Here is a 22,856-nt window from a genome sequence, read left to right as displayed (position 1 = left end):
GTCATAAACGTTGAACATTATTTGTCAATTCCTCTATTATAACATGCAACAGACATTATAAAACACTCTTAAGCAGTGCAGACTGTTTTCGCTGTTTTCTTTTGTAGAGTATCCAGCCTGCTCCGGCGGATGATAATAAAAGCAGGCTAAGTCCTGAAAAAGCAAGTCCTATATGATCATTAGTCGTAACGTACGTAAAGAAGAAAATCAATAAAATACGAATTCCTAACGTAATAAAGCGAAAACAGCTGTCCACTCTTCCCACGATAGTATTCGGTATTTTCTGCATCATAAACGTATTTCGAGCTACTCTTGTACCTGCATTTGCAAAAGCAAGGAAAAATACAATAGAAAAGTAAATGGGCAGAAGCTTCATAAAGAAGATGATAGATATTCCGAGTGCAAAGAGGCTTATATTAAGCATAATGGCTAGCTCAGTGCCTGTTCTTTTCATAATAGATACGATGAATATCCCTGCGGTTAATGCTCCGAAACCATATACGGCACTCTCAATCCCATATGCTGCTGGACTTGCGTTTAATTCTTGAGTCAGATAAATAGGAAACAAATAGTTCGTCATCATTACAGCAACGAAAGGCATAAAAGAAAGCAGTAAAAAAATAGATACCGAGCGATTTTCTTTTATAAATGCTAATCCCTCTTTCATCGCAGTGTGTTTTTTATCGCTTCGTTCCCTGCTTTGTTTATATGGAATACTCAATAGAAAAAGGAATGCAGCTATATACGTAGCTGCATCGACTATTAAAATCCATTGAAGTGACCAACAAGTAATGACTAGACTGGCCAGAGCGCCTGCAAGCATACTCGATAGCTGGCCTTGTATTTCCATAATACTGTTTAATGATTGAAACGCATCTTTTGAAAAAACTTCTTGATTTAATGCAAAAATCGTTGGATAAAAAAACGTGTAGTAAAGGTTTCCGGTTCCGTACAAAATGATGTAGTGAATGGTTGAATAGTCTGTCATAAAACCAACGATCACAAATAGCATGACCGTGATAAAACCTATCAATTCTACGGTTAACAACATTTTCTTTCGTGACATTCGATCAATAAGAACACCTATATACGGAGTAGCCACAAAGCTAATCACCGTCATCATCAGCATAATCACGCCAAATAGTTTATTTCCATCTGGAGATGCAACTAACAGTAAAGGAATGGCAAGCATCGTAATACCGGAACCAATAGAAGATAAAACATTCGCAGCTACTACGGCTTGAAAGCGACGGTCCTTATAAAGCGCCTTCATCAAACATTTTGCTTAGCTTCTAAAATTTGCTTAGACACTTGTGTATACATAGTCAGCTCATTAACTAATTCATGAATTCCGTCAGCTGCGTTTTTTCGTAAAGTCCCTTTTTCCAGGATGTCTGCAGGGTCTAATACCAACTGCTTAGATAGAACATTCGCACACAAGGCGCGTGTAACGGTTCTAAGGTTATTTAAAGCATTAATGCCTCCTTTTCCTCCTCCTGATACTGCTAAAAGTGCTACGGGCTTATGCACAAAATACGCACTGTTTAAGAAGTCAAACGCGTTTTTTAACGCTCCGCTCATAGCTCCGTGGTACTCGGGCGTCGCAAGTAAAATACCATCCCCTTTTTCTATTTTTTTAATCAGCTCTTGTACTTCTTCTGTTTCATACTGATGAGGTTCACCTGTGAAGATAGGAAGTGATAATTGGCTTAAATCTAAAAAAGAACTTTGATAGCTTTTGTGAATCTCTCTCGTCACTTGTGTTGTTCGGCCTGTTTCTCTGGGACTTCCGTTGATAATAAGTATGTTCATGCTTATCTACTCCTCTGTCGTTTGATTATATATAGTATAGGGATGATTGAACTTTTTTTCGTCATGCTATTGGTAGAAAGAAAGCTACCAATATAGACGGAGAAGCACAGAGAAAAACCTACGACTAAAGTCGTAGGTTAGGAAATGCCGTGCTGCACAGCATATAGAGCAGCTTGCGTGCGGTCTTGAACACCGAGCTTCGATAAAATATTAGACACATGTGTTTTTACTGTTTTTTCTGTAATATGTAAGGAAGCCCCAATTTCTTTGTTGCTTTTACCTTTTGCAATTTCTTTTAATACGTCTTTTTCTCGTTTCGTTAAGTGGTCAATAAAATTGACTTTCTTTTCGCTGCTTTTGGTTAACCGTGTTAGCAAGTGCGTAGTGACTTTGGGATGAAGCTGATTTTCTCCGTTCATTAGCTTTCGAATTGCGGCTACAAGTTCATCTGGATCGCTTTCTTTTAGCTGATAGCCTGAAGCTCCTGCTTCTAATGCCGGTATCACGTGATCTTGATCTGAAAAGCTTGTTAGAATCATGACTTGTATATGCGGCGCTTGTTTTTTTAGTTCTTTTGTTGCTTCGATTCCATCTAGAACCGGCATTGATAAATCCATTAACACAATATGAGGCTCTAGAGATGTCGCTAGCTTTAAAGCTTCCTCTCCGTTAGAAGCTTCTCCTACAACTTCTAAATCAGGCTGCGTTTGTAAGAAAAAGACAAGTCCTTTTCGGACGACATGGTGATCATCTGCGATTAAAATCTTTATTTTCATGTGCGCTCCTTTCCGTTATGAAAGAGGAATAGATACTTCCACAACCGTTCCGTTTCCTATACTGCTTGTAACAGATAGATTCCCATTTAATCTGTTTATTCGCTCCTGCATGGTTTTTAACCCAAGCGTCGGCAACTCTGCTGAAGGGCTATATATAAATCCATTGCCGCTATCTTGAATTTTCATAATTACCTGTTCTTTGCTTATATTTACGTTTAAATGTACCTCTGCCGTACCCGCATGCTTTCGGCAATTATTAAAAGCTTCTTGTCCGACTCTCCACAGTGTCTCTTCAATCACAGCAGGCAAAACGGACACTCCTTTAATTTGTTCTTCTATGTTAAGCCCTAGCATTTGACCATAGCTTTTTAACGCACTGACAATGCCGTTTTCTAATCCTTGAGGACGAAGCTGCCAAATTAAAGCTTTCATTTCCACTTGAGCATGCTGAGCAGTTTCTTGGATTAAGGAAAAAGTCTCTTTTAACTGCACATCTTTCGCTAGGCTGCTTCCGGCTTTGGCTGTGACATTAATTGAAAACAACAGCTGATTAACAGAATCGTGAAGGTCTTTTGCCAGCCTGTTTCTTTCTTCAATAAGTTTTACTTCCTGCTGAGATTGAGTCAGCTTAATCCGCTTGATAGCCGTGCCAATTTGAAGAGCGACGGATCCTAATAAATCAAGCTCTCGCTGTTCAAAATGAATTTTATGAGGGGCAGCTACATTTAATAATCCAAAGCGTTCATCCCCTGCTTGTAAAGGAACCGTTGCGTGATGGGTAATGTCGTGTGTATCTCCCCACTCATAAATGACGGAATCTTCAAGTCTTTTGCACTCCATAATATTAGATGCTTTTTGAAGCCGGCCATCCATATACCGATCAACACACCAGCAGCTTCCGTTACACATAGGCTGAGCGGTTTTATTTAATAAAGCTGACGGCAAATGCTGAGCGGCAATCATCTCATGTTTTCCATTTTCATCAATAAAAAAGATCCATCCTGTTTGTAAATCTGTTATTTGCAGCAGTTTTAAAAGAGCATCGTGAAGCATTGTATGTAAATTAGTGCCTTCATTTAAAATCTCGGCAATGTCTTTTAAAATCTTAAGCTCTGAAATATGATCTTTTTCCATAGCCTCTCTCCTATATGATGTATTTTCCATTTTTTATTTTATCACAATTAAAGACGATTCCGGCTAATAGACCGTTATTTTTAAGGTGTTTTCGCTTAGGTATGTAAGAGTTTTTGACATCAATAATAAAAAATTCAAAAAGTATGTCAGGTAGTTTAACAATTAGCTAGAGTCTTTACGTAAAACGAACTATAATACAGATAATTCACGTAAGAAAAGAAAAAACGAAAGGAAATGAGAAGAGAAAAATATTAAAATTAATATGTTGAAAACGCTTCCAAATATGAAGGCATAGTGCTATTATATAATTATTAACAGAATAGGGATGTGAGAAAGATGAATAAATTATTTTTAGAAGAGTTACGATACATTATCTTGTGTGAAGTGCCTATGACAAAGTACCGAGTAGAGCAGCTTCAAGACAAATTTGATCAAAGCCCCTACTTAATTAATGAACTTTATCAACTCCTATTCGAAAAGCGTCACATTTTAGCTTTCGTTGATGATATTGAATCATCCCTGTATGACTATATTGTGAATAAAGAAATGATGGATGCTAAAACCTATTATGGAGCTATTACACACGTAGCAAATCTTTTCAGCGAAACGCCTACATATATAAAATGCAAAATAAAAAAATATAGAGAGTCTTCGATTTCAAGTATCAGTGCCTAAAAGTTGCGCACAGCTGATTCAAATAAAAAGCAAAAAAAGAAATCCTAGCACAAGGGTTTCTTTTTTGTACCACTAACCTATAGGGAGGAAAATAAGATGAAGACATTTTTTATCACGAATCGTTATTCGTTTCTTGAAACGCAAGTAAATGAATATATGCAATCGTTACTGGTAAAAACACCTGAACAAGTTATTTTATATTTCGAAAGGCAAATTCGGAAGTATAAATTGTATTTACAGAAAAAACATCATTATCCAGAGTGTATGGTTCAATCTATCCACCGTTTGATTGAAGAATATTCATTAATTATCATTAGAGTAAAAAAATATATTAGCTATCAAAACAAGCTGATGAATAAACAGCTATTAGAGCCGCAGTAAAACGAATCATTTTTTATGGTTCGTTTTACTGCGGCTCTGCTGTTTTACTCCTCATATTTTAGCAGTAAATGCAGAACAGCTGGACGTTCTTCAAGATTTTTGTATGAGTGTACATGACTTCCTTCAAATTTTATAGAGTCAAATTGTTTTAGCTCGTATAGCTCTTCTTCTATTTTCATTTCGATTCTTCCTTCCATTACCGTGGCTACTTCAATTAACCCTTTATGATGAGGTTCAGGACAGTATGTAGCGAGAGGAGAAAGAAAGGCTCGGTACATTTCAATAGTTGAATCTATTTGATTTTGAAAAATAAATTCTACTTTCCACGCTTCGTCCGGTCCTTTGAGAGAAAAACCTTCTCCGCACTTAGATACAGCCACTGAAGGTTGTACTGACACTAATTTAGTTAAAGGGATATTTAAACCTGTTGTTATTTTCCACATTACTCCTAGGGTTGGATTAGTCTCCCCTCTTTCAATTTTCCCTAACGTGAGTTTGCTGACTCCCGTCCTATCTGCTAATTCATCGAGTGTGAATTCTCGCTGTGTTCTTATTTTTCTAAGCTCGTTGCCTACCTTTTTCATCATTTCTTCTGAATGCATTTTTACCTTCCTTTCTTTTGTATATTATGGTACACTTTTTTTATATCTAAGTATACTATAATATATATTTAGGTATTTTTATTAATTAGGAGGAAAAAGTATGAAAGCAATTTTATGGGGGCTTCTCTCGTCCATGTTCTTTTCTGCTACATTTATTGTGAATCGTGCCATGAATGTATCTGGAACAAGCTGGGCTTGGACAGCATCTCTTCGTTTTTTATTAGCACTACCTATTTTACTCATTTTAGTACTTGTACAAAAGAAGTTTACACCATTATGGATGGAAATGAAAAAACATCCTTTCGCTTGGTTAGGTTGGGGAACTCTTGCAGGAATTGGATTTTATTCATTATTAAGTTTTTCTTCGCTTTTTGGACCGTCATGGCTCATAGCTGGAACGTGGCAAGTAACGATCTTGGCAGGTGCGCTCATTTCTCCCCTTTTCTATGTAACTATTCAAACTGCAGACGGAAACAAAAAAGTAAGAGGAAGCATTCCACTCAAAACGCTTGGTATTTCAACGTTTATTTTAGCGGGTGTGATTCTCATGCAAGTTAAAGAAGCTGAAAACATCACGCTTTCGCAGTTTGTGTTGGGTTTTCTCCCTGTCGTCATGGCTGCTTTTTTATATCCGCTTGGAAATCGAAAAATGATGGAAGTTTGCAAAGGGAAATTAGATACATTTCAACGTGTTTTAGGTATGGCTATCGGCAGTATACCGCTAAGTATCATCTATGCGATATATGGATTTTATACAACTGGTATGCCAACAGCTCCTCAATTTTCTCAAGCCTTTATCTTAGCAATGAGTTCAGGTGTAATTGCTACGATGACGTTCTTTTACGCAACAGACTTGGCAAAAGAAAATTTAGGTTTGCTTGGAGCGGTTGAAGCAACTCAATCAGGCAGCATGATTTTTACCGTGCTTGGCGAAGTGTTTTTATTAAATGGCCGTATGCCAACAGGGATTGCGTTAGCTGGTATGACGATAATCGTAATTGGAATGATTATGAACAGTATGCTAAACAAAAAAACAAAACTGTCTTCGGCTGCCCCGTCACGTACTCTATCAAAATAAAAAAAGAGGAGATGAAAATCTGTTTAAAGGTTTTCATCTCCTCTTTTTAATATTCGAGATGATTGTTCCAATAGCGGCTCCAAAGCACAGGGAATCGCATCTGTAAACCATCCTCATCATCTTCATCCCAATCAAGATCCAAATCTTGCTCATCGTACCACACTGGATCAAACTGGTCATATTTATCATAATAATAGTCGTTATCTAAACCTGTCTTTTCTTCGTAAGCTTCACATGCTACAGAAAGTAATTCTTCTAATTGAGGAGCATAGCCTTCTGCTTCTAGTGGTTTAAGTACAGAAATCATCGTCTCAGGAGATTCAATCGCTTTATAATATATGTCTTTTCCCTGATATAAAAGCCACGCTCTAAAATAATCAAAACAATCATCTGAACAACCGCCCATTACAATATAAGCTGCTGCCCACAATGAAGAAGTATAGGATTGATCAAAATGCTGATTTAATAGCTGATCAAAGCGAAAAATGTCCTTTTCAGAACGCTTCGCTAGCGTGGAGCGGAGCCATTCCATTTGCTCGTCGACATCTAATTTTGTCTTCGCCTTTTTTATCAGTTCCCAAAAGAGGGTCTCTGACATCGTACTGTCTTTCATTACTTGCATTGAACAAGTTAAAGGCTTATACCCTTTCTTCAATTTTGCACGAATCAGCTTTTCAGCTTCCACTTCACAAGCTTCTGCGGAAGCAAACTCTTTTATTTGCATGCGACCGGCTGTATCAACTTTTCCAAAGTGAATGATTAACTTGCTGTCTCTTCTTTCAACTTTCCAAAATTTATTCGATTGCTTATCTTTATACACTAAGGTTATTTGCATGATACATTCCCCTTTTTCATCCTACTACTATTGTGAATATTTCTCTTTTTACAAGTTATGTAGAGCCATGGCGCTTCATAATCCCTTTTCTTTGCTTTTTAACATGTTTCAGTTGATTTTACTATTGCTGAGGTCGTTTAAATATTGAGCAATGAACACAAATTTGTGTAATATGTTCATTAGTTGTTTTTTTGTTGCATTTACAACATTTTGTTTTTCCTTTATACTCTTTTATATCAGATATCTTTATTATACAAAAAAGAATCATAAATTCGCAGCAAAGGAAGGATTTTCGATGAAAATTAAGCAAATTACAACAAAAGAGCAGCTTGAAGAAGTATTTCATATACGTAAAACAGTGTTTGTTGAAGAACAAGGCGTGCCATTAAAAGATGAATTTGATGAACATGAGAAAACGGCAAAACATATGTTGATTTACTATAACAATGAACCGGCAGCTTCTGGTAGATTCCGCATAGTAGACGATTACGCCAAAATAGAGCGGATATGCGTATTAAAGGAATTTAGAAAATACGGGCTCGGAAAAGAAGTGGTGGCCAGCTTAGAAGAAGCAGCGAAAAAAGAAGGATTAACTCAAGCTAAGCTTCACGGTCAAGTTCAGGCTGAACCTTTTTATCATAAATTAGGCTATAAGACGGTTTCAGATGTCTTTATGGAAGACGGTATCCCACACGTTATCATGAAAAAAGAATTTTCTTGTTAAAAATGCTTCTTTGCACAGTTACTTTAATAAAGAAAAAGGCTCTCAGCAGAGAGCCTTTTTTGTGCTATTAGATTTTCATAATTCCACCTGTGCTAGCAGAAGTTACAAGTTTAGAATATCTTGCAAGATAGCCTTTTTTCACTTTCGGCTCAAAGCCTTTCCAGTTTGCTTTTCGTTCTTCCCAAACATCTGGAGAAACTTGAACGTTCATCGAACGATCCTCAATGTCAATCACGATGTGGTCGCCATCTTCTACAAATGCTAGCGGTCCGCCTTCAGCAGCTTCTGGAGACGCGTGGCCAATTGATAATCCACGGGAAGCCCCAGAGAAGCGTCCGTCCGTTAATAGCGCTACTTTTGCGCCTAGTCCCATTCCCATAATTTGAGAAGTTGGAGCTAGCATTTCAGGCATTCCCGGTCCGCCTTTTGGTCCTTCATAGCGGATGACTACAACATGTCCTTCTTTTACTTTTCCGTTAGCAATACCGTGCAGCGCCTCGTCTTGAGACTCAAATACAATTGCTGGTCCTTCGTGGCGAGTAATGCCGTCTTGAACACCGCCTGTTTTAATGATTGCGCCGTCTGGAGCTAAGTTACCAAACAATACAGCAAGTCCGCCTTTTTCGGTGAACGGCTTATCGATTGGATGGATAACGTTATAGTCTTTTACATCGCATCCGGCAATGTTTTCTCCTAGCGTTTTTCCAGTAACCGTCATCGTATCTAAATGAAGAGCTCCTTCTTTTTTAGATAGCTCGTTTAAAGCAGCCGATACGCCTCCTGCTTCATGTAAGTCCTCAATAAATACATCCGAAGCCGGAGCGAGTTTTGCCAGGTGAGGCACGCGTTCCGCTACTTCATTAATACGCTCTAACGGATAATCAATTTCAGCTTCATTCGCAAGAGCTAGCGTATGAAGAACTGTATTTGTAGAACCACCTAACGCCATGTCTAAAGCAAATGCGTTATCGATTGCTTTTTCTGTTACGATATCACGTGGTTTTAAATCTAATTTAATTAATTCCATAAGCTGTTTAGCTGATTTTTTAACAAATTCTCTACGTTCAGGAGCAACTGCTAAGATTGTACCATTTCCAGGTAAAGCAAGTCCTAACGCTTCAGCTAAGCAGTTCATTGAGTTCGCTGTAAACATTCCTGAACAAGATCCGCATGTCGGACAGCCAAATTGTTCTAATTCAAGTAATCCTTTATCATCAAGTTTACCAGCTTGATGAGCTCCTACGCCTTCAAATACTGAAGAAAGAGAAATCTTACGACCGTCGCTCGTTACGCCAGCCTTCATTGGTCCGCCGCTAACAAAAACTGTCGGAATATTCAGACGTAATGAAGCCATTAACATCCCAGGCGTGATTTTATCACAGTTTGGAATACATACCATTCCATCAAACCAGTGAGCAGATACTACCGTTTCAACTGAGTCAGCAATGATTTCACGACTTGGTAATGAATAACGCATACCGATATGTCCCATCGCAATACCGTCATCTACACCGATAGTGTTCATTTCAAAAGGTACGCCACCAGCTTCGCGAATCGCATCTTTTACGATTTTACCAAACTCTTGTAAGTGAACATGACCTGGTACAATATCAATATATGAATTGACAACCGCAATAAACGGTTTGCCGAAATCCTCTTCTTTTACACCAGCTGCACGCAGTAGGCTGCGGTGCGGTGCTCTGTCGAATCCTTTTTTGATCATGTTACTTCTTAATTCTGCCACAATAATTCCCTCCGTATTCATCTAACCTATTAAAAACTAAATCTTTTTAAATTATTTAATAATTTTTAATATAAATACTAATTTAACAAATCACACAAAGGTTTGTAAAGGTTTATGACAAAATAATCATTTTTTATTTTAAAATAGTAAAATCACCTGCATAAATTAGTATAATATATACATATATCCCTTATTTTACAGGAAAGCAGAAGGTGGGTGCTGAGCATGAAACAATCCTTTTACTACAGAGGTCATCAGGAAAAAGAAATATTCGCACAAAAATGGGATCTTGAAAACAATTCTGCAAAAGGCGTTGTCCAAATAGCCCATGGGATGGCCGAACATATTGGACGCTACGAATACTTTGCTAATGTATTAACTCAACATGGCTACATCGTATATGGAAATGATCACCGAGGTCACGGTCAAACAGCTTTAAAAGATGAAGACAAGCGTTTTTTTGCTGAAGAAAATGGTTTTGATACAGTAGTCTACGACGTGATTGCTCTGACTAAGCACATTTCAACGGAACACTCCGGCTTACCAATCTTTCTTTTCGGTCACAGCATGGGGTCTTTTCTAACGAGAAGATATATTCAATTGAATACAGAGCACATTCATGGTGTGATACTCTCAGGTACTGGCAGCATTCCTTCCCTTTCACTGCAGGGCGGCATATTAGCTGCGCAAATAGAGATAAAGAGAAAAGGGTTACGATCTCCTAGCCCTTTGCTTGATAAGCTCTCTTTTGGACAATACAATAAATCATTTCATCCTGCTCGGACACCTTTTGATTGGTTAAGTCAAGATAATGAAGCTGTAGATTTATATGTAAATGACCCTTATTGCGGAGGAGTTTTCACAGCGGGATTTTTCTATGACTTATTAACAGGAATCAAACAAATCTCTAACTTAGCTAATATAAAGCTAGTCCCATCAAGCCTGCCTGTTTATTTAATATCTGGAGAACATGATCCAGTAGGCAGCTATACAAAAGGTGTACTCAAAGTATATAACGACTTAAAAAAAGCCGGATTGCAGGATGTAAGCTACCGCTTTTTTACACAGTGCCGTCATGAGTTGCTTAATGAATTAAATAAAGATGAAGTGATAGAAGATATACTAAATTGGCTTGACGTGCAAATGGACAAAAAAAAGGTTCGTGTCTAAACACGAACCTTTTTTTTATTAAGCAAATACAGATGTTAATACAGGTACTACTTGTTTTTTACGTGATACAACGCCTTCTAAGACAGCTGTATTGTTTTCAAGCGTTACGTTGTATGCTTCTTCTACTTTTGAAGCAGCAGAACCTAATGCTAATGCAGTAGAGTTGCTGTTTAAAATATCTGTAACAACTAAAAGGAATAATTGTAATCCTTTTTCTTCGATTGTTTTAGTAATCGCTTCTTCCAATTCAACTTTGCGCACTAAAACGTCGTTTACGTCAATTGCATTCACCTGTGCAATTTCAACTTTGCTTGTGCCCATGCTGAATTCTTTAGCATCTAATGAAATTAATTGTGAAGCTGTTTTATCGCCTAAGTCAGCTCCAGCTTTTAGCATTGCTAATCCGTATTCTTCTGCATCTACGCCTGCAATTTCCGCTAATTCTTTAGCAGCTGCAACGTCTTGGTCTGTGCAAGTTGGTGATTTGAATAATAAAGAATCAGAAATGATAGCTGATAGCATAAGACCTGCGATGTTAGATTCGATTTCTACGCCGTTTTCTTTATACATCTTGTTTAAGATCGTTGCCGTACATCCAACTGGCTCTGCACGATAGTATAAAGGATCTGCTGTTTCAAAGTTAGCAATACGGTGATGATCAATTACTTCAAGCACACGAACTTGATCAATATCGTTTGCACTTTGCTGGCGTTCGTTGTGGTCCACTAAAATAACTTCATTTGTTTCTTTAGATACTTCATCAACGAAACGTGGTAGTTCAGCGTTGAACTTTTCAAGAGCAAATTGCGTTTCGCCGTTAATATCGCCTAATCGAACTGGTTCAGCTTCTACACCTAATTTATTCTTTAAATCAGCGTATGCAATTGCAGAACAGATTGTATCTGTGTCAGGATTTTTATGTCCAAAAATTAACGTCTTTGCCATCTTAAATCTCTCTCCTTCTTACGTATGTAAATAGCATTCTTGCGTAAAGTTAGTTAATTCGTTCACGCAACATTGCCATTTTAACATAAACTTTTACATTATTTTAATTTTTTTGCGAAAAATGATGTTCATCCGCAGATATTTTGCCATTTTGTATCTTTTCCATAGTAAAAACACCTCTATTTCCGATATAAATAGAGGGTTTTATAAGCTCATTATATAAAAGTTAGCGATAAAACACAAGCTCTCTCTCTATCACTTGATAGATAACTTAAACGCAGTATCTTGCCACTTTTGATAAAGAAAAAGTAGAACAGCAATAACCATTATTAGTACAAATAATAAAAAATGATTCATTTCCTTCAGTGTATAAATGTCTAGCTTTTCAAAGATAGGACTCATGACAAATGCCTGAAATAAATCGAAAGCTGCATTGATAATCATAAACATCCAAAAGCCAGGATAGGTAAAATAAAAAATAAAAAGTGTGCCTATTATAAATATGCCAAAAGGAAAAGGCGTCATCTTAACAAAGAAAAAAAGAGTTTTATTCACTTCCCGCCAGTTAAAGCGATCTGCAATTTGAAAAACATCGTTAACAATACCACTCGGAATAGTGATACAGCCATATACCGCTTTACTCGCTCTTTATCAACTGCAAAAAGCAATAGCCAAGGACCAATAAAAAACAACCACATTACAATTTGCGCCATGAACATTCCACCTTTCATTTCAAAAAAAGAGAATATACATTACTCTGTCCTTATTTATGTAAAACAACCAAAAAAAGCACCCTATATGAAGGGGTGCTTTTTTGGTTATCGTCGCGGTGTAAAGTTGAAATGTTCATTTACGATAGCTCCTAGCTCTTCAAGAAACTGCTGAGCAGTCATTTCCTCTACGCTTTGGGTATACCATGCAAGCTGAGATTTTTTATGAACATTGTTGTAATATACATCTCTTGACCAATATGTTTTTGATCGGTATGTATAATTAAAGTGAATGAATAGTTCACTCCCGTCTGGAGACTGCAACAACACGCGGTAATGTGGATTACGACGATTTTTATCTAAACTCATTTCTTTGATTTGCGCTAACATTATTCACCTCTAAAGCCATTACTTAATCATTTAAAGGTAAATGCCATACCACGCTATATCCTAGCTCTGCCATCAACTAGAAAATCATATATTTTCTAAAATTCTACACGATATAGGACAAAAGAGGAAGAGATAATTTATTGAGGGACGTGTAAAGTTTCATATAAATCTTTTAGTTGCTCAGGGTATTGAGACCTTACGTAATAACCCGTAGGACGGTGCTCGATTAAATGAGAAGCAAACAAATAGACGATGAGCACGTGCATTTGTTCATCTGAGGTTTCTTGGCTTAATTTTCTTTCGAGTCGTTCAGCTAAGTGTGAAGCCAGCTGTTTAATTTTTTCATCATGTGATAAAAAAAGCATTTTGTTCTCCCCCTTATAACGAATAAATAATGCTGTGAATTTCAATAAAGACAAAGTATTACTTTTATAAGGATAATTATATTTTATTTTACAATAAAAGTATATAAGTGGTTCTAAATATTCAAAAAATAACTTGTTTCTTTTGGACTATTTGGTAACAAACAAAAAAAGAAGCGGGAGCTGTCCCGCTTCTTTTACGTAAAAAGATATTCGATTACCGAAATTTATTCTACTTCCACTGCCCAGCCGAATGGATCTTCCACTGTACCATTTTGAATACCTGTTAGAGTGTCATACAGTTTTTGTGATACTTCTCCCGTGTTTCCATCGTTGATAACCATTTTCTCGTTATTCCAAAATAGTTCGCCAATTGGAGAAATAACTGCAGCTGTACCTGTTCCAAATGCCTCTTCTAGTTTGCCTTCGGAATAAGCTTGCTTAATTTCTTCCATAGAAATACGGCGCTCAGTTACAGGCATATCCCAGTGTTTTAGCAGCTCAATGATAGATTTACGCGTAATTCCTTCCAAAATGCTTCCGTTCACAGATGGCGTTACTACTTCTCCATCGATTTTGAAGAAAATATTCATGCTTCCTACTTCTTCAATGTATTTGCGTTCAACTCCGTCTAACCACAGTACTTGTGAATAGCCTTTTGAGTCAGAAAGCTGCTGAGCTTTTAAGCTTGAGGCATAGTTTCCGCCTGTTTTAGCCGTCCCTGTCCCTCCGGCTACAGCACGAACAAATTCGCTTTCAACCGCAATTTTTACAGGGGCAATCCCTTCTTTATAATATGAACCAACTGGAGAAAGAATAATGATAAATTGATAGCGGTCAGATGGCGCTACTCCTAAGTAAGGCTCTGTTGCGATGACAAACGGGCGAATGTATAGTGATGTACCTTCAGCAGTAGGAATCCATTCGCGGTCAATTTTAATCAGCTGTTTTAACGCTTCTAGCGCTAAGTCTTCATCAACATGAGGAATACAAAGACGATCGTTTGATTTATTTAAACGTTTGAAGTTCTCATCTGGTCTAAATAATAATACTTGCTCTTTTTTTGTTACATATGCTTTTAGTCCTTCAAAAACAGACTGCCCGTAATGAAAGATCATGGATGCCGGATCTAATGTGATAGGTTGATAAGGTACAATACGAGCATCGTGCCATCCTTGGCTTTCTGTATAATCCATAATGAACATATGGTCCGTGAAGATTTTCCCGAATTGCAATTGATCAGATTGCGGCTTTTCTTTTTTTGTTTGACTTAGTGTTACATCGATTGAATAAGTTGTCATAGCTGTTTCTCCTTGCTCTTTATATTTACGGGTTTTTCGCTTAAACCTCTATATAAGTTACATTGTACAACTTTAGGGAAGCGTGTCACAATAGTTAGAGACGAAAAATTCTAAAAATTTTATAAAAATTATAAAGAAATAGCACCTAATAGTATTAAGTGCTGAATTGAAAAGGTTTTCTTTCTAAAAAAACTATTTCTACATTTTATTTACAACTATTTATAAACCAATTTTCACTCGAAGCTTTTCATCTTGTATTGAAAATTGTTTGATTTTCCCCACTGGAATGACCTTCACTTTATCAATTTCATTGAGATTGATATGAATTTGTTTTTCTTCATACGTAGTAACAGGCGGCTTGTGAAAAATTCGATAGTTGATCCAATTTTGATTAAGAGGTTTCATTTCATGGATTTTGAATAGAAGCGTACGTTCTTTTGCCTCAAGAGGTTCTAGCACAATGGAAAATGGAATTCTCACCAGAAATTTTTTAATAATTCCATTCACGTGAATATAGGAGTCTTGAAATGAAATAGAAAATTGCTGAATTTGATCTTGCTTTGTCATTTGCTTTTGAAAAATTCGCATGAGCATAGAAGCGGATATAGGAACGGTTACCCCGCTTTCAGCCATCTTTTCTTTCATTTTTGCCTGCACATCATCACTAATTACATCGTTTAGCTTTCTCTGTACCCAATCCTTCATGGTGCACCTCCGCTATGAAGTTATCTTGCTGTTTCCTCTAACGCACGAATTGAAGATGTTAAATGGTTTGACACGTCGGCAAGGCGATCTTTTGTCAGTTTATCTTCTCCAAGGTAGATAGGTTTTCCAAAGGAGATAACAAGAGGACCCTTTGAAAATAGTTCTTTTACATTTGCAGGTCCTTTGTAAACTGCGGGTACAATAGGAACCTTTGCCATGCTCGCTATAGTGACTGCTCCTTTTTTTAAGGGAACGTCTTCCTCTGTTCGCGTGCCGCTAGGGAAAATCCCGACGATATGTCCTTCTTTTGCTAATTTAATAGGTATTTTAATGCTGCTGGGTCCCGGGTTGTTACGATCTACTGGGAATGCGTTGAGTTTTTTTAATACATTACTAGTGAGTATATGATTAAAAAGCTCCTTTTTTGCCATAAAATGAATTTGGTGAGGCAAAACAGCCGCACCAAGCGCTACAACGTCTACCCATCCCTTATGCGAACAAGCGATCACAAAGCCTGTATCCATTGGCAGATACTCTCTGTTCCTTACGTGGAGCTTCCCTCTCCTTTTCAATAAAAATTTACATGTGTGAGCCGCGACATTATACATAAATGTTTCCTCTTCTCTCTATTATTTGAAAATATATACAAAATTATATCACTTGATATTAATATCTGGTATCAAAAGATAAATGTAACATCTTTTTACACAATAGCTTACCTGCTTCTATATATATTGTAAAAAAGTAGATATTGAAACCTCTGTTTTTGGTCAACTTGACTAATGACATCCCTTAAAAAACACTTTACTATTAATGTATCGTTCTAAATGTAATATTTATTAACATTACATGTGATATAATTAAAGGAGGTTTTTAGGTGAATAACCAAAATCGACCGTTTCGACTAGCTTCATTGGGATTACAGCACGTACTTGCTATGTATGCGGGTGCCATTCTCGTTCCGCTGATGGTGGGGCGCGCATTGAATTTAAATGCTCATGACTTATCCTATCTTGTGGCCATTGATTTACTAACATGCGGACTAGCTACGCTGCTGCAGGCATGGACGAACAGGTGGTTTGGTATTGGTCTTCCTGTTGTACTCGGAAGCTCATTTGTAGCGGTGACTCCTATGATTTCAATTGGAACTCAATATGGAATTAGCGCTGTTTACGGAGCGATTATTGCCGGTGGTATTTTCATCGTACTGGCAGCAAATTTTTTAGGCAAAATTATTAAATTTTTCCCTCCCGTTGTCACCGGAACGGTTGTGACGATGATTGGTTTATCACTTGTACCATCCGCTGTCCGAAATATGGCAGGAGGAGTGGGAAGCAAAGATTTTGGTTCTCTTTCTAATCTTCTTCTTTCTTTTGGTGTTCTAGCGCTTATTTTAATTTTAAATCGATTTTTCAGCGGTTTTCTTCGTTCTCTTTCTGTGTTGATTGGAATTGTAGGCGGAACAATAGCCGCTATATTAATGGGAAAAGTTGATTTTACTAATTTTAATGAAGCTTCTTGGCTGCACGTTCCCACTCCTTTTTATTTTGGGATGCCCACTTTTGAAATCGGGCCCATCTTAACAATGATTCTCGTATGCTTGGTCATTATTATTGAGTCTACAGGCGTATTTTTAGCGTTAGGAAAGCTGTGTGATCGGGAATTAACGGAAAAGGATTTTACAAAAGGCTACCGTGCAGAAGGAATCGCCATTGTCCTTGGAGGGCTATTTAATGCTTTCCCTTACAATACATTCGCTCAGAATGTAGGACTGGTTCAATTATCGAAAGTAAAAACCAAAAATGTAGTGGTAGTAGCCGGCTTCATTCTCGTATTACTGGGGCTTGTTCCGAAAATAGCTGCTTTTACAACCATTATTCCCACCCCTGTTTTAGGAGGAGCAATGGTCGTGTTGTTTGGTTTAGTTATTTCATCAGGCATCAAAATGCTAAGTGCTGTTGATTTGTCCAAACAAGAAAATTTGCTGATTATTGCGTGCTCTCTTTCACTCGGCCTTGGTGTAACGGTGGTACCTGATTTATTCGCTCAGCTCCCAAATGCTTTGCGCGTAATTGTAAGCGATGGAGTTATTACGGGAAGTTTAGCTGCCATTTTATTAAATCTCTTTTTTAACACATCAATTGAACGAAAAGTACCTTCTGTCTCTTTAGAGAAGACAGATTATTCAGAAACAAAATAAAGGCGGTGTAGTATGAATAACGTATCTGTGCAGTATGTAAATCAGCTTAGCAAGCAGCATTTTGTTTCACTAGTTGGTGATATATTTGAGCATTCACCTTGGGTTGCAGAAGAGGCTTATTCTAAAGGCCCTTTCTCTTCCGTTGAACAACTTCACGGCACGATGAAAGAAATTGTAGCGCAAGCGTCTGTAGAAAAACAGCTGAAGCTGCTGCAAGCTCATCCGAATCTAGGTGAAAATATTGCCATGACATCTGCTTCTACTGAAGAACAAACCAAAGCAGGCTTACAAAACTTAACGCAAGATGAGTATGAACAGTTTTCTTCTCTTAATGGAACGTATATGGAGAAGTTTCCGTTTCCTTTTATTTTGGCAGTACGAGGTAAACAAAAAGAAGATATATACGAGGCAATGCAAAGTCGTTTACTAAATACCGAGCAAACGGAGTTTGATACAGCGTTAGAAGAAGTATATAAAATTGCTTTCTTTCGCTTAACTGATAAAATCACTGAAAATAAGGAGATAAAGAAACGAGCATGACTAAAATCACGACGCATATTTTAGATCTTACCCACGGATGTCCGGCTGCTTTTGTCAAAGTTGATTTTTATCATATACAGTCGGAAAGTAAACGAATAAAAATTTCACACGGTACTACAAATGAAGACGGAAGATTAGTAACTCCGCTCTTCTCTTCTGAAGCGTTTGAATCAGGAGATTATGAACTTCTGTTTCATATCGGGGAATATTATAAAAAACAAGAGGTCCAAACAACAAATCCGCCCTTTTTAAATCAAGTTTCTGTTCGAGTCGGATTGTCTTCTGAACAAGAACATTATCACGTCCCTTTGCTTGTGTCACCGTGGGGATACCAAATTTATAGAGGAAGCTAAAAAAGAAACGGCGTCTTTAAACGTCGTTTCTTTTTTAGTTCAGCAATTTAGACATATAGTACTCATCAATGAACAAACCGCCAATTCGCAGTGAATGTTTTTTTGTTCCTTCAATTTCAAATCCTACTTTGTCATATAAAGAAAGAGCCTTTTCATGCTGTATAGCGACTGTAAGTTCAAGACGATGAATATGGTGTTCTCTCGCCCATTCTTCAAGTGTACCGATTAAAGCTGTCCCAATCCCTTGATTTTGAAACGTCTTTCGAATACCTAATGTTAGAGAAGCGATGTGAGCGTTTCGGTTAGCTTCCCCCCCTGTTGCCGCTATATATCCCACAAGCATCTCGTTTTCTTCTGCTACAATAATCGTAGAGTTTGGCTGCTGCTTAAAGATTTCGATGTTTTTCTCCTGCTGATCTGTGCTCAGCTTTCGCTCTCCGCTTTCAAACAGCATAAACTTACTTTCTTCTTCAATTTGTTTAAGCAAATCTACAAAGTTTGCAGCATCATGTAATTCTAGTTCTCTAATTTGCATGCTGATCCCCCTTTTTGTGTGTCCCTTTTGTTTGTATATGTATTGGTTCACCATTATAAAATATAGCTTTACAGTTTCTTACGAAAAATACGACTTTTTAAGAAGCCGAAGTAGAATAAAAAACCTACTAATCTCCCTTTTTTTGAAATGCTTTTTTCCTCTGTATAATTTTAAATCACTTATCAACTTCTGTAAATTTTTTAGATTCCCTCTTCTAATTTCCAATTATCTTCCTTTTCTGTAGGTTTGAATTGGATCTAAGGAGACCTTTTGTAGAAAACACATGACTATTATCCTGTTTTTTATGAAGAAAGAAAGCAATAAATGTAATTTTACTTGTAATCGTTTAAAATAGAAAAAGTGGAAATTTTATGTACATATCCTCCTTAATTATTGGTCTGTGAAAGGAATTTATTATGAAAGTACAACCCACAAAATGTGGTGTATATGCCTTAAGCGGTCTAGGAGCTGTTATGGTGTTCTTCTTACTTTTACTTAAGAACAGTGCTTTCTTTCTAGAGGAAGAATACGATCAAAACAAACCTGAAGCTGCGCTTGCGGTCAACGAACATACCTATCACCTTCACAAAGGTTCTATTAACTGGTCAAACGGCCGTTCAACAACAAAAAAAGAAATAAATGTATATGATTTATATACATACATATTGCAGCAAAAAAGTATCCCATTGAAGCAGCAACAATTGGTTAAGCTCCATTTTTCGAACTTAGACGGTGCTTATATTCGTAGTGTGAGTGTGCATATATGGAGAGATAACGGTGAAAAAACCAAGCTGTTTGTCAAAAATAATGAATTTAAGGTTCCTGAAAATCAAGGTTTGTACGTTGTTGATATTGCGATTAACTCTACAAGAGGAACAATGCAATATGCGGCAAATGTGCAAATACAGTAAGTTTTTATATATTTACGTTTGGTCGAGAAAATCGGATAAGAAAACTCTTGTTGCAAGCAGGAAACGATGTGTGGAATAAAAAGAAGTATTAAAAACATAGTGAAAGCATTCAAATAACAGCCCTTAACTTTTTCGGAAAATAATCCCACAAAAAAGAGAGCCATAGCGCTCTCTTTTTTATAAAATGAAAAAGACGTCCACGCAGGACGTCTTTGATGCGTTTGTGGCGGGGACCGTGTGACCACATTCACACGTTTAGCTCGAAAGCATGTCCTTCGACTTACACAAATTAGCTCATCGCTTTATTAATATAACATCCGCCACAGAAAAAAGCAATCAATTTTTAAATAGTTTTTTTCTATTTATACATATTTCGCGAGAATCCACAAAATAATATGCATGCATAGCTATTCACTCTCTACATTTTTAGTCTATTTTAACTCAAGTACGAATATACTAATAGACCAACCTATGCGCAGTTTTTGAAAAAGGATGTGAATAGCTTGTTTCAAATCACTGATTTCCCTGAATTTTCATGGTCATACTCCAGGCATAAAATGGTCACACAATGCAAACGAAAGTATGCATATCATTATTATGTCTCACATAACGGATGGCTTGACAGCGCTTCTGCTCAGTCTCAGAGCGCTTATCGTCTAAAAAAGGTTTCCACTTTATCTATGTACGCCGGACAAGCCGTTCGTCAAGTGATTACAGAGGCCATTTCTGACTATACCTCTACACAGATTGTCCCGGATGAACAGAACTTAACGGAGAAAGCGCAGCAGCTACTAAATAACGCACTGCGTGATTCTACTGACTATGGAGAGCTTTGGTATCATAAGCCTGCTCAGTATAAGATGCTTTTAGAATTCTACGAAAACGGCTATATTTCTAAAAAAGATCTTAAAGACATGCAAAAACGGGTACACATTTGTATACATCACTTTTTACAAAGTAGATCGTTTGGCGACATCGTATCTTCACCTTTTTTAGAAGTGGAGCCTCATCAGTCGTTTCGTTCTATAAATGTGTATGATCATAAAGTATATGCGCCTTTTCATTCTCTTTTTAAAAATCCAGTCACAGACGAATTTACGATTGTTGATTGGAAAACAAGTAAACAAACAAAAGATGATTTGTTTCAACTGGCGATATACGCCCTCTACGTGCTAGCCGAATATAATATTTCCGTTGATCAGATAAAAGTCCGAAACGAATACTTGCTTTCAGGCAGTGCGCGTACGTATCAGCTTACTCTTCATGAAATTGAAGCTGTTCTTCAGCAAGTTGATACAAGTATTGATTATATGAAAAATTTTTTGGAAGACTTAGAGGTAAATCAGCCTCTTCCGCTTGAGCATTTCCCTCAAACAGATACGCCTGCCTCCTGTCACGGCTGTGCATTTAAAGAATTGTGCCAAACGGGATAAAAAACAGCTGAAGATGATCTATATTTTTTGCTAAACTTTTTTATTGTCAAAGGAACCTTTGCTAGCATATAATTTGCATTAAGGAAACATTTTATACTTCATATAAAAAAATTAGCTTGGGCTATTTATTGTTCATCAAAGAAAGGAGCACTAGACATGAAAGATCAAAACGGCAGTAAAGCATTATCGGCTATGCAGCTAAGTGCTCAAGACGTATTGTCGGGTAAAACAAAAGGAATTAAGCGATTATTGCCTTTCTTAGGGCCTGCTTTTATCGCAGCGGTTGCTTATATCGACCCAGGTAATTTTGCTACTAACATTGCAGCAGGCTCTCAATACGGATACATGCTGCTTTGGGTTGTATTAATTTCTAACTTAATGGCTGTCTTAATTCAATCGTTATCAGCTAAATTAGGGATTGCAACGGGCTTGAATTTACCCGAGATAGCACAGGAACACTTCCCGTCCTTCGTTTCTTTTGGACTTTGGATCCAAGGAGAATTGGTCATTATGGCGACGGATTTAGCAGAATTTATTGGGGCTGCTCTTGGAATTTATTTATTATTTCATATTCCTTTGTTCCCAGCTGCACTTATCGCAGCGGTAGGTTCTTTTGCTATTTTAGAGTTACAAAGACGAGGTGTTCGACTGCTAGAAGCAGCGATTGCGGCGATGGTTTTTATTGTGGTATTAGCTTTTGGGACTCAAATGTTTCTTGCGCATCCAGACGGCGCAAGTGTTGTCCACGGCTTATTTGTCCCTCAGTTTCACGGAACAGACAGCGTGCTGCTAGCTTCTGGGATTTTAGGTGCTACAGTTATGCCACACGCGATTTATTTGCACTCAGCTCTTACGCAGCGCCGCGTGGTAGGAACTACAGAATCGGAGAAAAAAGCGATTTTCCGCTTTGAATTTATTGATATTGTGATTGCTATGATTATCGCTGGTGCAATTAATGCAAGCATGCTGATTGTCGCAGCCGCTCTATTCTTTAAAAACGGACTAAACGTGCAAGATTTGGACGTGGCTTTTACACAATTTGAACATTTAATTGGTCCCTTTGCAGCTATTGCGTTTGGAGTCGGATTATTATCTTCAGGACTTTCAAGTTCTTCGGTCGGAACAATGTCTGGAGATGTCATCATGCAAGGATTTATTAAACGCAGAATTCCTTTATATCTTCGCCGGTTCATTACAATTATTCCGCCGCTTTTGATTATCGGGTTTGGCGTAAATCCAACAAGTGCACTAGTTGTCAGTCAAGTTATTTTATCGTTCGGAATTGCATTTGCGCTTGTTCCTCTTATCATGTTTACAAGCAACAAAAAAATCATGGGCGGGTTGGTTAATCATAAAGCAACAACTACTGTAGCTTGGGTGATAGCTGCATTAGTCATTTGTTTAAATATCTTTTTGATTTATCAAACGATAGCATAGTAAATAAATCAAACTTTCAAGAAAAAACAAAAAAGAGACCCTAAAAAGTTAGGTATAGTCTAACAATCGGGTCTCTTTTTTGTTATTTTTTTATTAAACGATA

At 37.3% G+C, this 22,856-nt stretch carries 26 protein-coding genes; 11 read left to right on the top strand and 15 right to left on the bottom strand.

Annotated features, from left to right (window positions below; all coding sequences use genetic code 11):
- Positions 1-55: 55 nt before the first annotated feature.
- From AC0C45_RS17710 to AC0C45_RS17695, 4 genes are all read right to left on the bottom strand, one after another.
- A complete protein-coding gene (locus AC0C45_RS17710) occupies positions 56-1,273 on the bottom strand; it encodes an MFS transporter (RefSeq protein WP_280168480.1) in 1,218 nt (405 codons plus the stop codon).
- Positions 1,273-1,812, bottom strand: coding sequence for an NADPH-dependent FMN reductase (locus tag AC0C45_RS17705; RefSeq protein ID WP_280168481.1), 540 nt, complete (start codon positions 1,810-1,812; stop codon positions 1,273-1,275). The genes AC0C45_RS17710 and AC0C45_RS17705 overlap by 1 nt, the downstream gene beginning before the upstream one ends.
- 137 nt (positions 1,813-1,949) lie before the next feature.
- Complete coding sequence (locus tag AC0C45_RS17700) at positions 1,950-2,588, bottom strand: response regulator (RefSeq protein WP_016764274.1); 639 nt, start codon at positions 2,586-2,588, stop codon at positions 1,950-1,952.
- A gap of 15 nt (positions 2,589-2,603) precedes the next feature.
- On the bottom strand, positions 2,604-3,722 hold the full coding sequence (locus AC0C45_RS17695) for a GAF domain-containing sensor histidine kinase (RefSeq protein ID WP_472928396.1): 1,119 nt from the start codon (positions 3,720-3,722) through the stop codon (positions 2,604-2,606).
- 336 nt (positions 3,723-4,058) lie between these two features.
- Between AC0C45_RS17695 and AC0C45_RS17690 the strand changes: the two genes are divergently transcribed.
- Positions 4,059-4,397, top strand: a complete 339-nt coding sequence (locus AC0C45_RS17690) for a hypothetical protein (protein ID WP_013083324.1) — start codon at positions 4,059-4,061, stop codon at positions 4,395-4,397.
- Between the two features lie 96 nt (positions 4,398-4,493).
- On the top strand, positions 4,494-4,778 hold the full coding sequence (locus AC0C45_RS17685) for a hypothetical protein (RefSeq protein ID WP_013083325.1): 285 nt from the start codon (positions 4,494-4,496) through the stop codon (positions 4,776-4,778).
- Positions 4,779-4,822: 44 nt separating this feature from the next.
- Here AC0C45_RS17685 and AC0C45_RS17680 read toward each other — a convergent pair whose 3' ends face one another.
- The gene (locus tag AC0C45_RS17680) at positions 4,823-5,380 is read right to left on the bottom strand and encodes a helix-turn-helix domain-containing protein (protein ID WP_016764277.1); all 558 of its coding nucleotides are present in this window, start codon (positions 5,378-5,380) and stop codon (positions 4,823-4,825) included.
- A 100-nt stretch (positions 5,381-5,480) separates the two neighbouring features.
- Between AC0C45_RS17680 and AC0C45_RS17675 the strand changes: the two genes are divergently transcribed.
- The gene (locus tag AC0C45_RS17675) at positions 5,481-6,458 is read left to right on the top strand and encodes a DMT family transporter (RefSeq protein ID WP_047932056.1); all 978 of its coding nucleotides are present in this window, start codon (positions 5,481-5,483) and stop codon (positions 6,456-6,458) included.
- 46 nt (positions 6,459-6,504) lie between these two features.
- Here AC0C45_RS17675 and AC0C45_RS17670 read toward each other — a convergent pair whose 3' ends face one another.
- Entirely contained in the window at positions 6,505-7,293 is a 789-nt protein-coding gene (locus tag AC0C45_RS17670; protein WP_237892308.1) for a DUF4240 domain-containing protein, read from the bottom strand.
- A 295-nt stretch (positions 7,294-7,588) separates the two neighbouring features.
- Between AC0C45_RS17670 and AC0C45_RS17665 the strand changes: the two genes are divergently transcribed.
- The gene (locus tag AC0C45_RS17665) at positions 7,589-8,017 is read left to right on the top strand and encodes a GNAT family N-acetyltransferase (protein WP_034651700.1); all 429 of its coding nucleotides are present in this window, start codon (positions 7,589-7,591) and stop codon (positions 8,015-8,017) included.
- A gap of 67 nt (positions 8,018-8,084) precedes the next feature.
- On the opposite strand, the gene ilvD is transcribed toward AC0C45_RS17665, so the two are convergent.
- Positions 8,085-9,761, bottom strand: coding sequence for a dihydroxy-acid dehydratase (ilvD, locus tag AC0C45_RS17660; RefSeq protein WP_047932054.1), 1,677 nt, complete (start codon positions 9,759-9,761; stop codon positions 8,085-8,087).
- Positions 9,762-9,986: 225 nt separating this feature from the next.
- Between ilvD and AC0C45_RS17655 the strand changes: the two genes are divergently transcribed.
- Positions 9,987-10,931: an alpha/beta hydrolase gene (locus AC0C45_RS17655; protein WP_047932053.1), complete on the top strand. Its 945-nt coding sequence runs from the start codon at positions 9,987-9,989 to the stop codon at positions 10,929-10,931.
- 18 nt (positions 10,932-10,949) lie between these two features.
- Here the strand turns inward: AC0C45_RS17655 and AC0C45_RS17650 are convergent, their stop codons facing one another.
- The 7 genes from AC0C45_RS17650 to AC0C45_RS17620 form a co-directional block, all read right to left on the bottom strand.
- Positions 10,950-11,876, bottom strand: coding sequence for a manganese-dependent inorganic pyrophosphatase (locus AC0C45_RS17650; RefSeq protein ID WP_013083332.1), 927 nt, complete (start codon positions 11,874-11,876; stop codon positions 10,950-10,952).
- Between the two features lie 551 nt (positions 11,877-12,427).
- Positions 12,428-12,589: a hypothetical protein gene (locus AC0C45_RS17645; RefSeq protein WP_233335212.1), complete on the bottom strand. Its 162-nt coding sequence runs from the start codon at positions 12,587-12,589 to the stop codon at positions 12,428-12,430.
- 105 nt (positions 12,590-12,694) lie between these two features.
- Complete coding sequence (locus tag AC0C45_RS17640) at positions 12,695-12,976, bottom strand: hypothetical protein (protein WP_034651696.1); 282 nt, start codon at positions 12,974-12,976, stop codon at positions 12,695-12,697.
- 137 nt (positions 12,977-13,113) lie between these two features.
- A complete protein-coding gene (locus tag AC0C45_RS17635; protein ID WP_237892309.1) occupies positions 13,114-13,341 on the bottom strand; it encodes a hypothetical protein in 228 nt (75 codons plus the stop codon).
- A gap of 224 nt (positions 13,342-13,565) precedes the next feature.
- Positions 13,566-14,639, bottom strand: coding sequence for a branched-chain amino acid aminotransferase (locus tag AC0C45_RS17630; protein ID WP_013083335.1), 1,074 nt, complete (start codon positions 14,637-14,639; stop codon positions 13,566-13,568).
- A 219-nt stretch (positions 14,640-14,858) separates the two neighbouring features.
- Positions 14,859-15,344, bottom strand: coding sequence for a hypothetical protein (locus AC0C45_RS17625; protein WP_013057211.1), 486 nt, complete (start codon positions 15,342-15,344; stop codon positions 14,859-14,861).
- A 20-nt stretch (positions 15,345-15,364) separates the two neighbouring features.
- Positions 15,365-15,952 carry a lysophospholipid acyltransferase family protein gene (locus tag AC0C45_RS17620; RefSeq protein WP_047932051.1) on the bottom strand — a complete coding sequence of 196 codons (588 nt, stop codon included), beginning with the start codon at positions 15,950-15,952 and terminating at the stop codon, positions 15,365-15,367.
- A 269-nt stretch (positions 15,953-16,221) separates the two neighbouring features.
- Here AC0C45_RS17620 and AC0C45_RS17615 point away from each other — a divergent pair, with 269 nt between their 5' ends.
- From AC0C45_RS17615 to uraH, 3 genes are read left to right on the top strand one after another with little or no spacing between them, the layout of a single operon-like run.
- Complete coding sequence (locus AC0C45_RS17615) at positions 16,222-17,544, top strand: nucleobase:cation symporter-2 family protein (RefSeq protein WP_257062475.1); 1,323 nt, start codon at positions 16,222-16,224, stop codon at positions 17,542-17,544.
- Between the two features lie 12 nt (positions 17,545-17,556).
- Positions 17,557-18,084 (top strand): 2-oxo-4-hydroxy-4-carboxy-5-ureidoimidazoline decarboxylase, encoded by a 528-nt coding sequence (gene uraD, locus AC0C45_RS17610; protein WP_171777183.1) that lies wholly within the window; start codon positions 17,557-17,559, stop codon positions 18,082-18,084.
- Positions 18,081-18,437: a hydroxyisourate hydrolase gene (uraH, locus tag AC0C45_RS17605; protein ID WP_013057215.1), complete on the top strand. Its 357-nt coding sequence runs from the start codon at positions 18,081-18,083 to the stop codon at positions 18,435-18,437. The genes uraD and uraH overlap by 4 nt, the downstream gene beginning before the upstream one ends.
- Before the next feature lie 34 nt (positions 18,438-18,471).
- Here the strand turns inward: uraH and AC0C45_RS17600 are convergent, their stop codons facing one another.
- The gene (locus AC0C45_RS17600; protein ID WP_237892311.1) at positions 18,472-18,972 is read right to left on the bottom strand and encodes a GNAT family N-acetyltransferase; all 501 of its coding nucleotides are present in this window, start codon (positions 18,970-18,972) and stop codon (positions 18,472-18,474) included.
- A gap of 416 nt (positions 18,973-19,388) precedes the next feature.
- Between AC0C45_RS17600 and AC0C45_RS17595 the strand changes: the two genes are divergently transcribed.
- The 3 genes from AC0C45_RS17595 to AC0C45_RS17585 all read left to right on the top strand — a co-directional run bounded on the left by AC0C45_RS17595 (position 19,389) and on the right by AC0C45_RS17585 (position 22,753).
- Positions 19,389-19,883: a hypothetical protein gene (locus AC0C45_RS17595; protein WP_237892312.1), complete on the top strand. Its 495-nt coding sequence runs from the start codon at positions 19,389-19,391 to the stop codon at positions 19,881-19,883.
- Between the two features lie 503 nt (positions 19,884-20,386).
- The gene (locus tag AC0C45_RS17590) at positions 20,387-21,316 is read left to right on the top strand and encodes a PD-(D/E)XK nuclease family protein (protein ID WP_472928388.1); all 930 of its coding nucleotides are present in this window, start codon (positions 20,387-20,389) and stop codon (positions 21,314-21,316) included.
- A gap of 156 nt (positions 21,317-21,472) precedes the next feature.
- A complete protein-coding gene (locus AC0C45_RS17585) occupies positions 21,473-22,753 on the top strand; it encodes an Nramp family divalent metal transporter (RefSeq protein ID WP_013057219.1) in 1,281 nt (426 codons plus the stop codon).
- Positions 22,754-22,856: the final 103 nt, after the last annotated feature.

Source organism: Priestia sp. VA7, from assembly GCF_055710015.1.
Note: the sequence above shows the minus strand (reverse complement) of the source record. Positions and strands in the feature narration are given on the sequence as shown.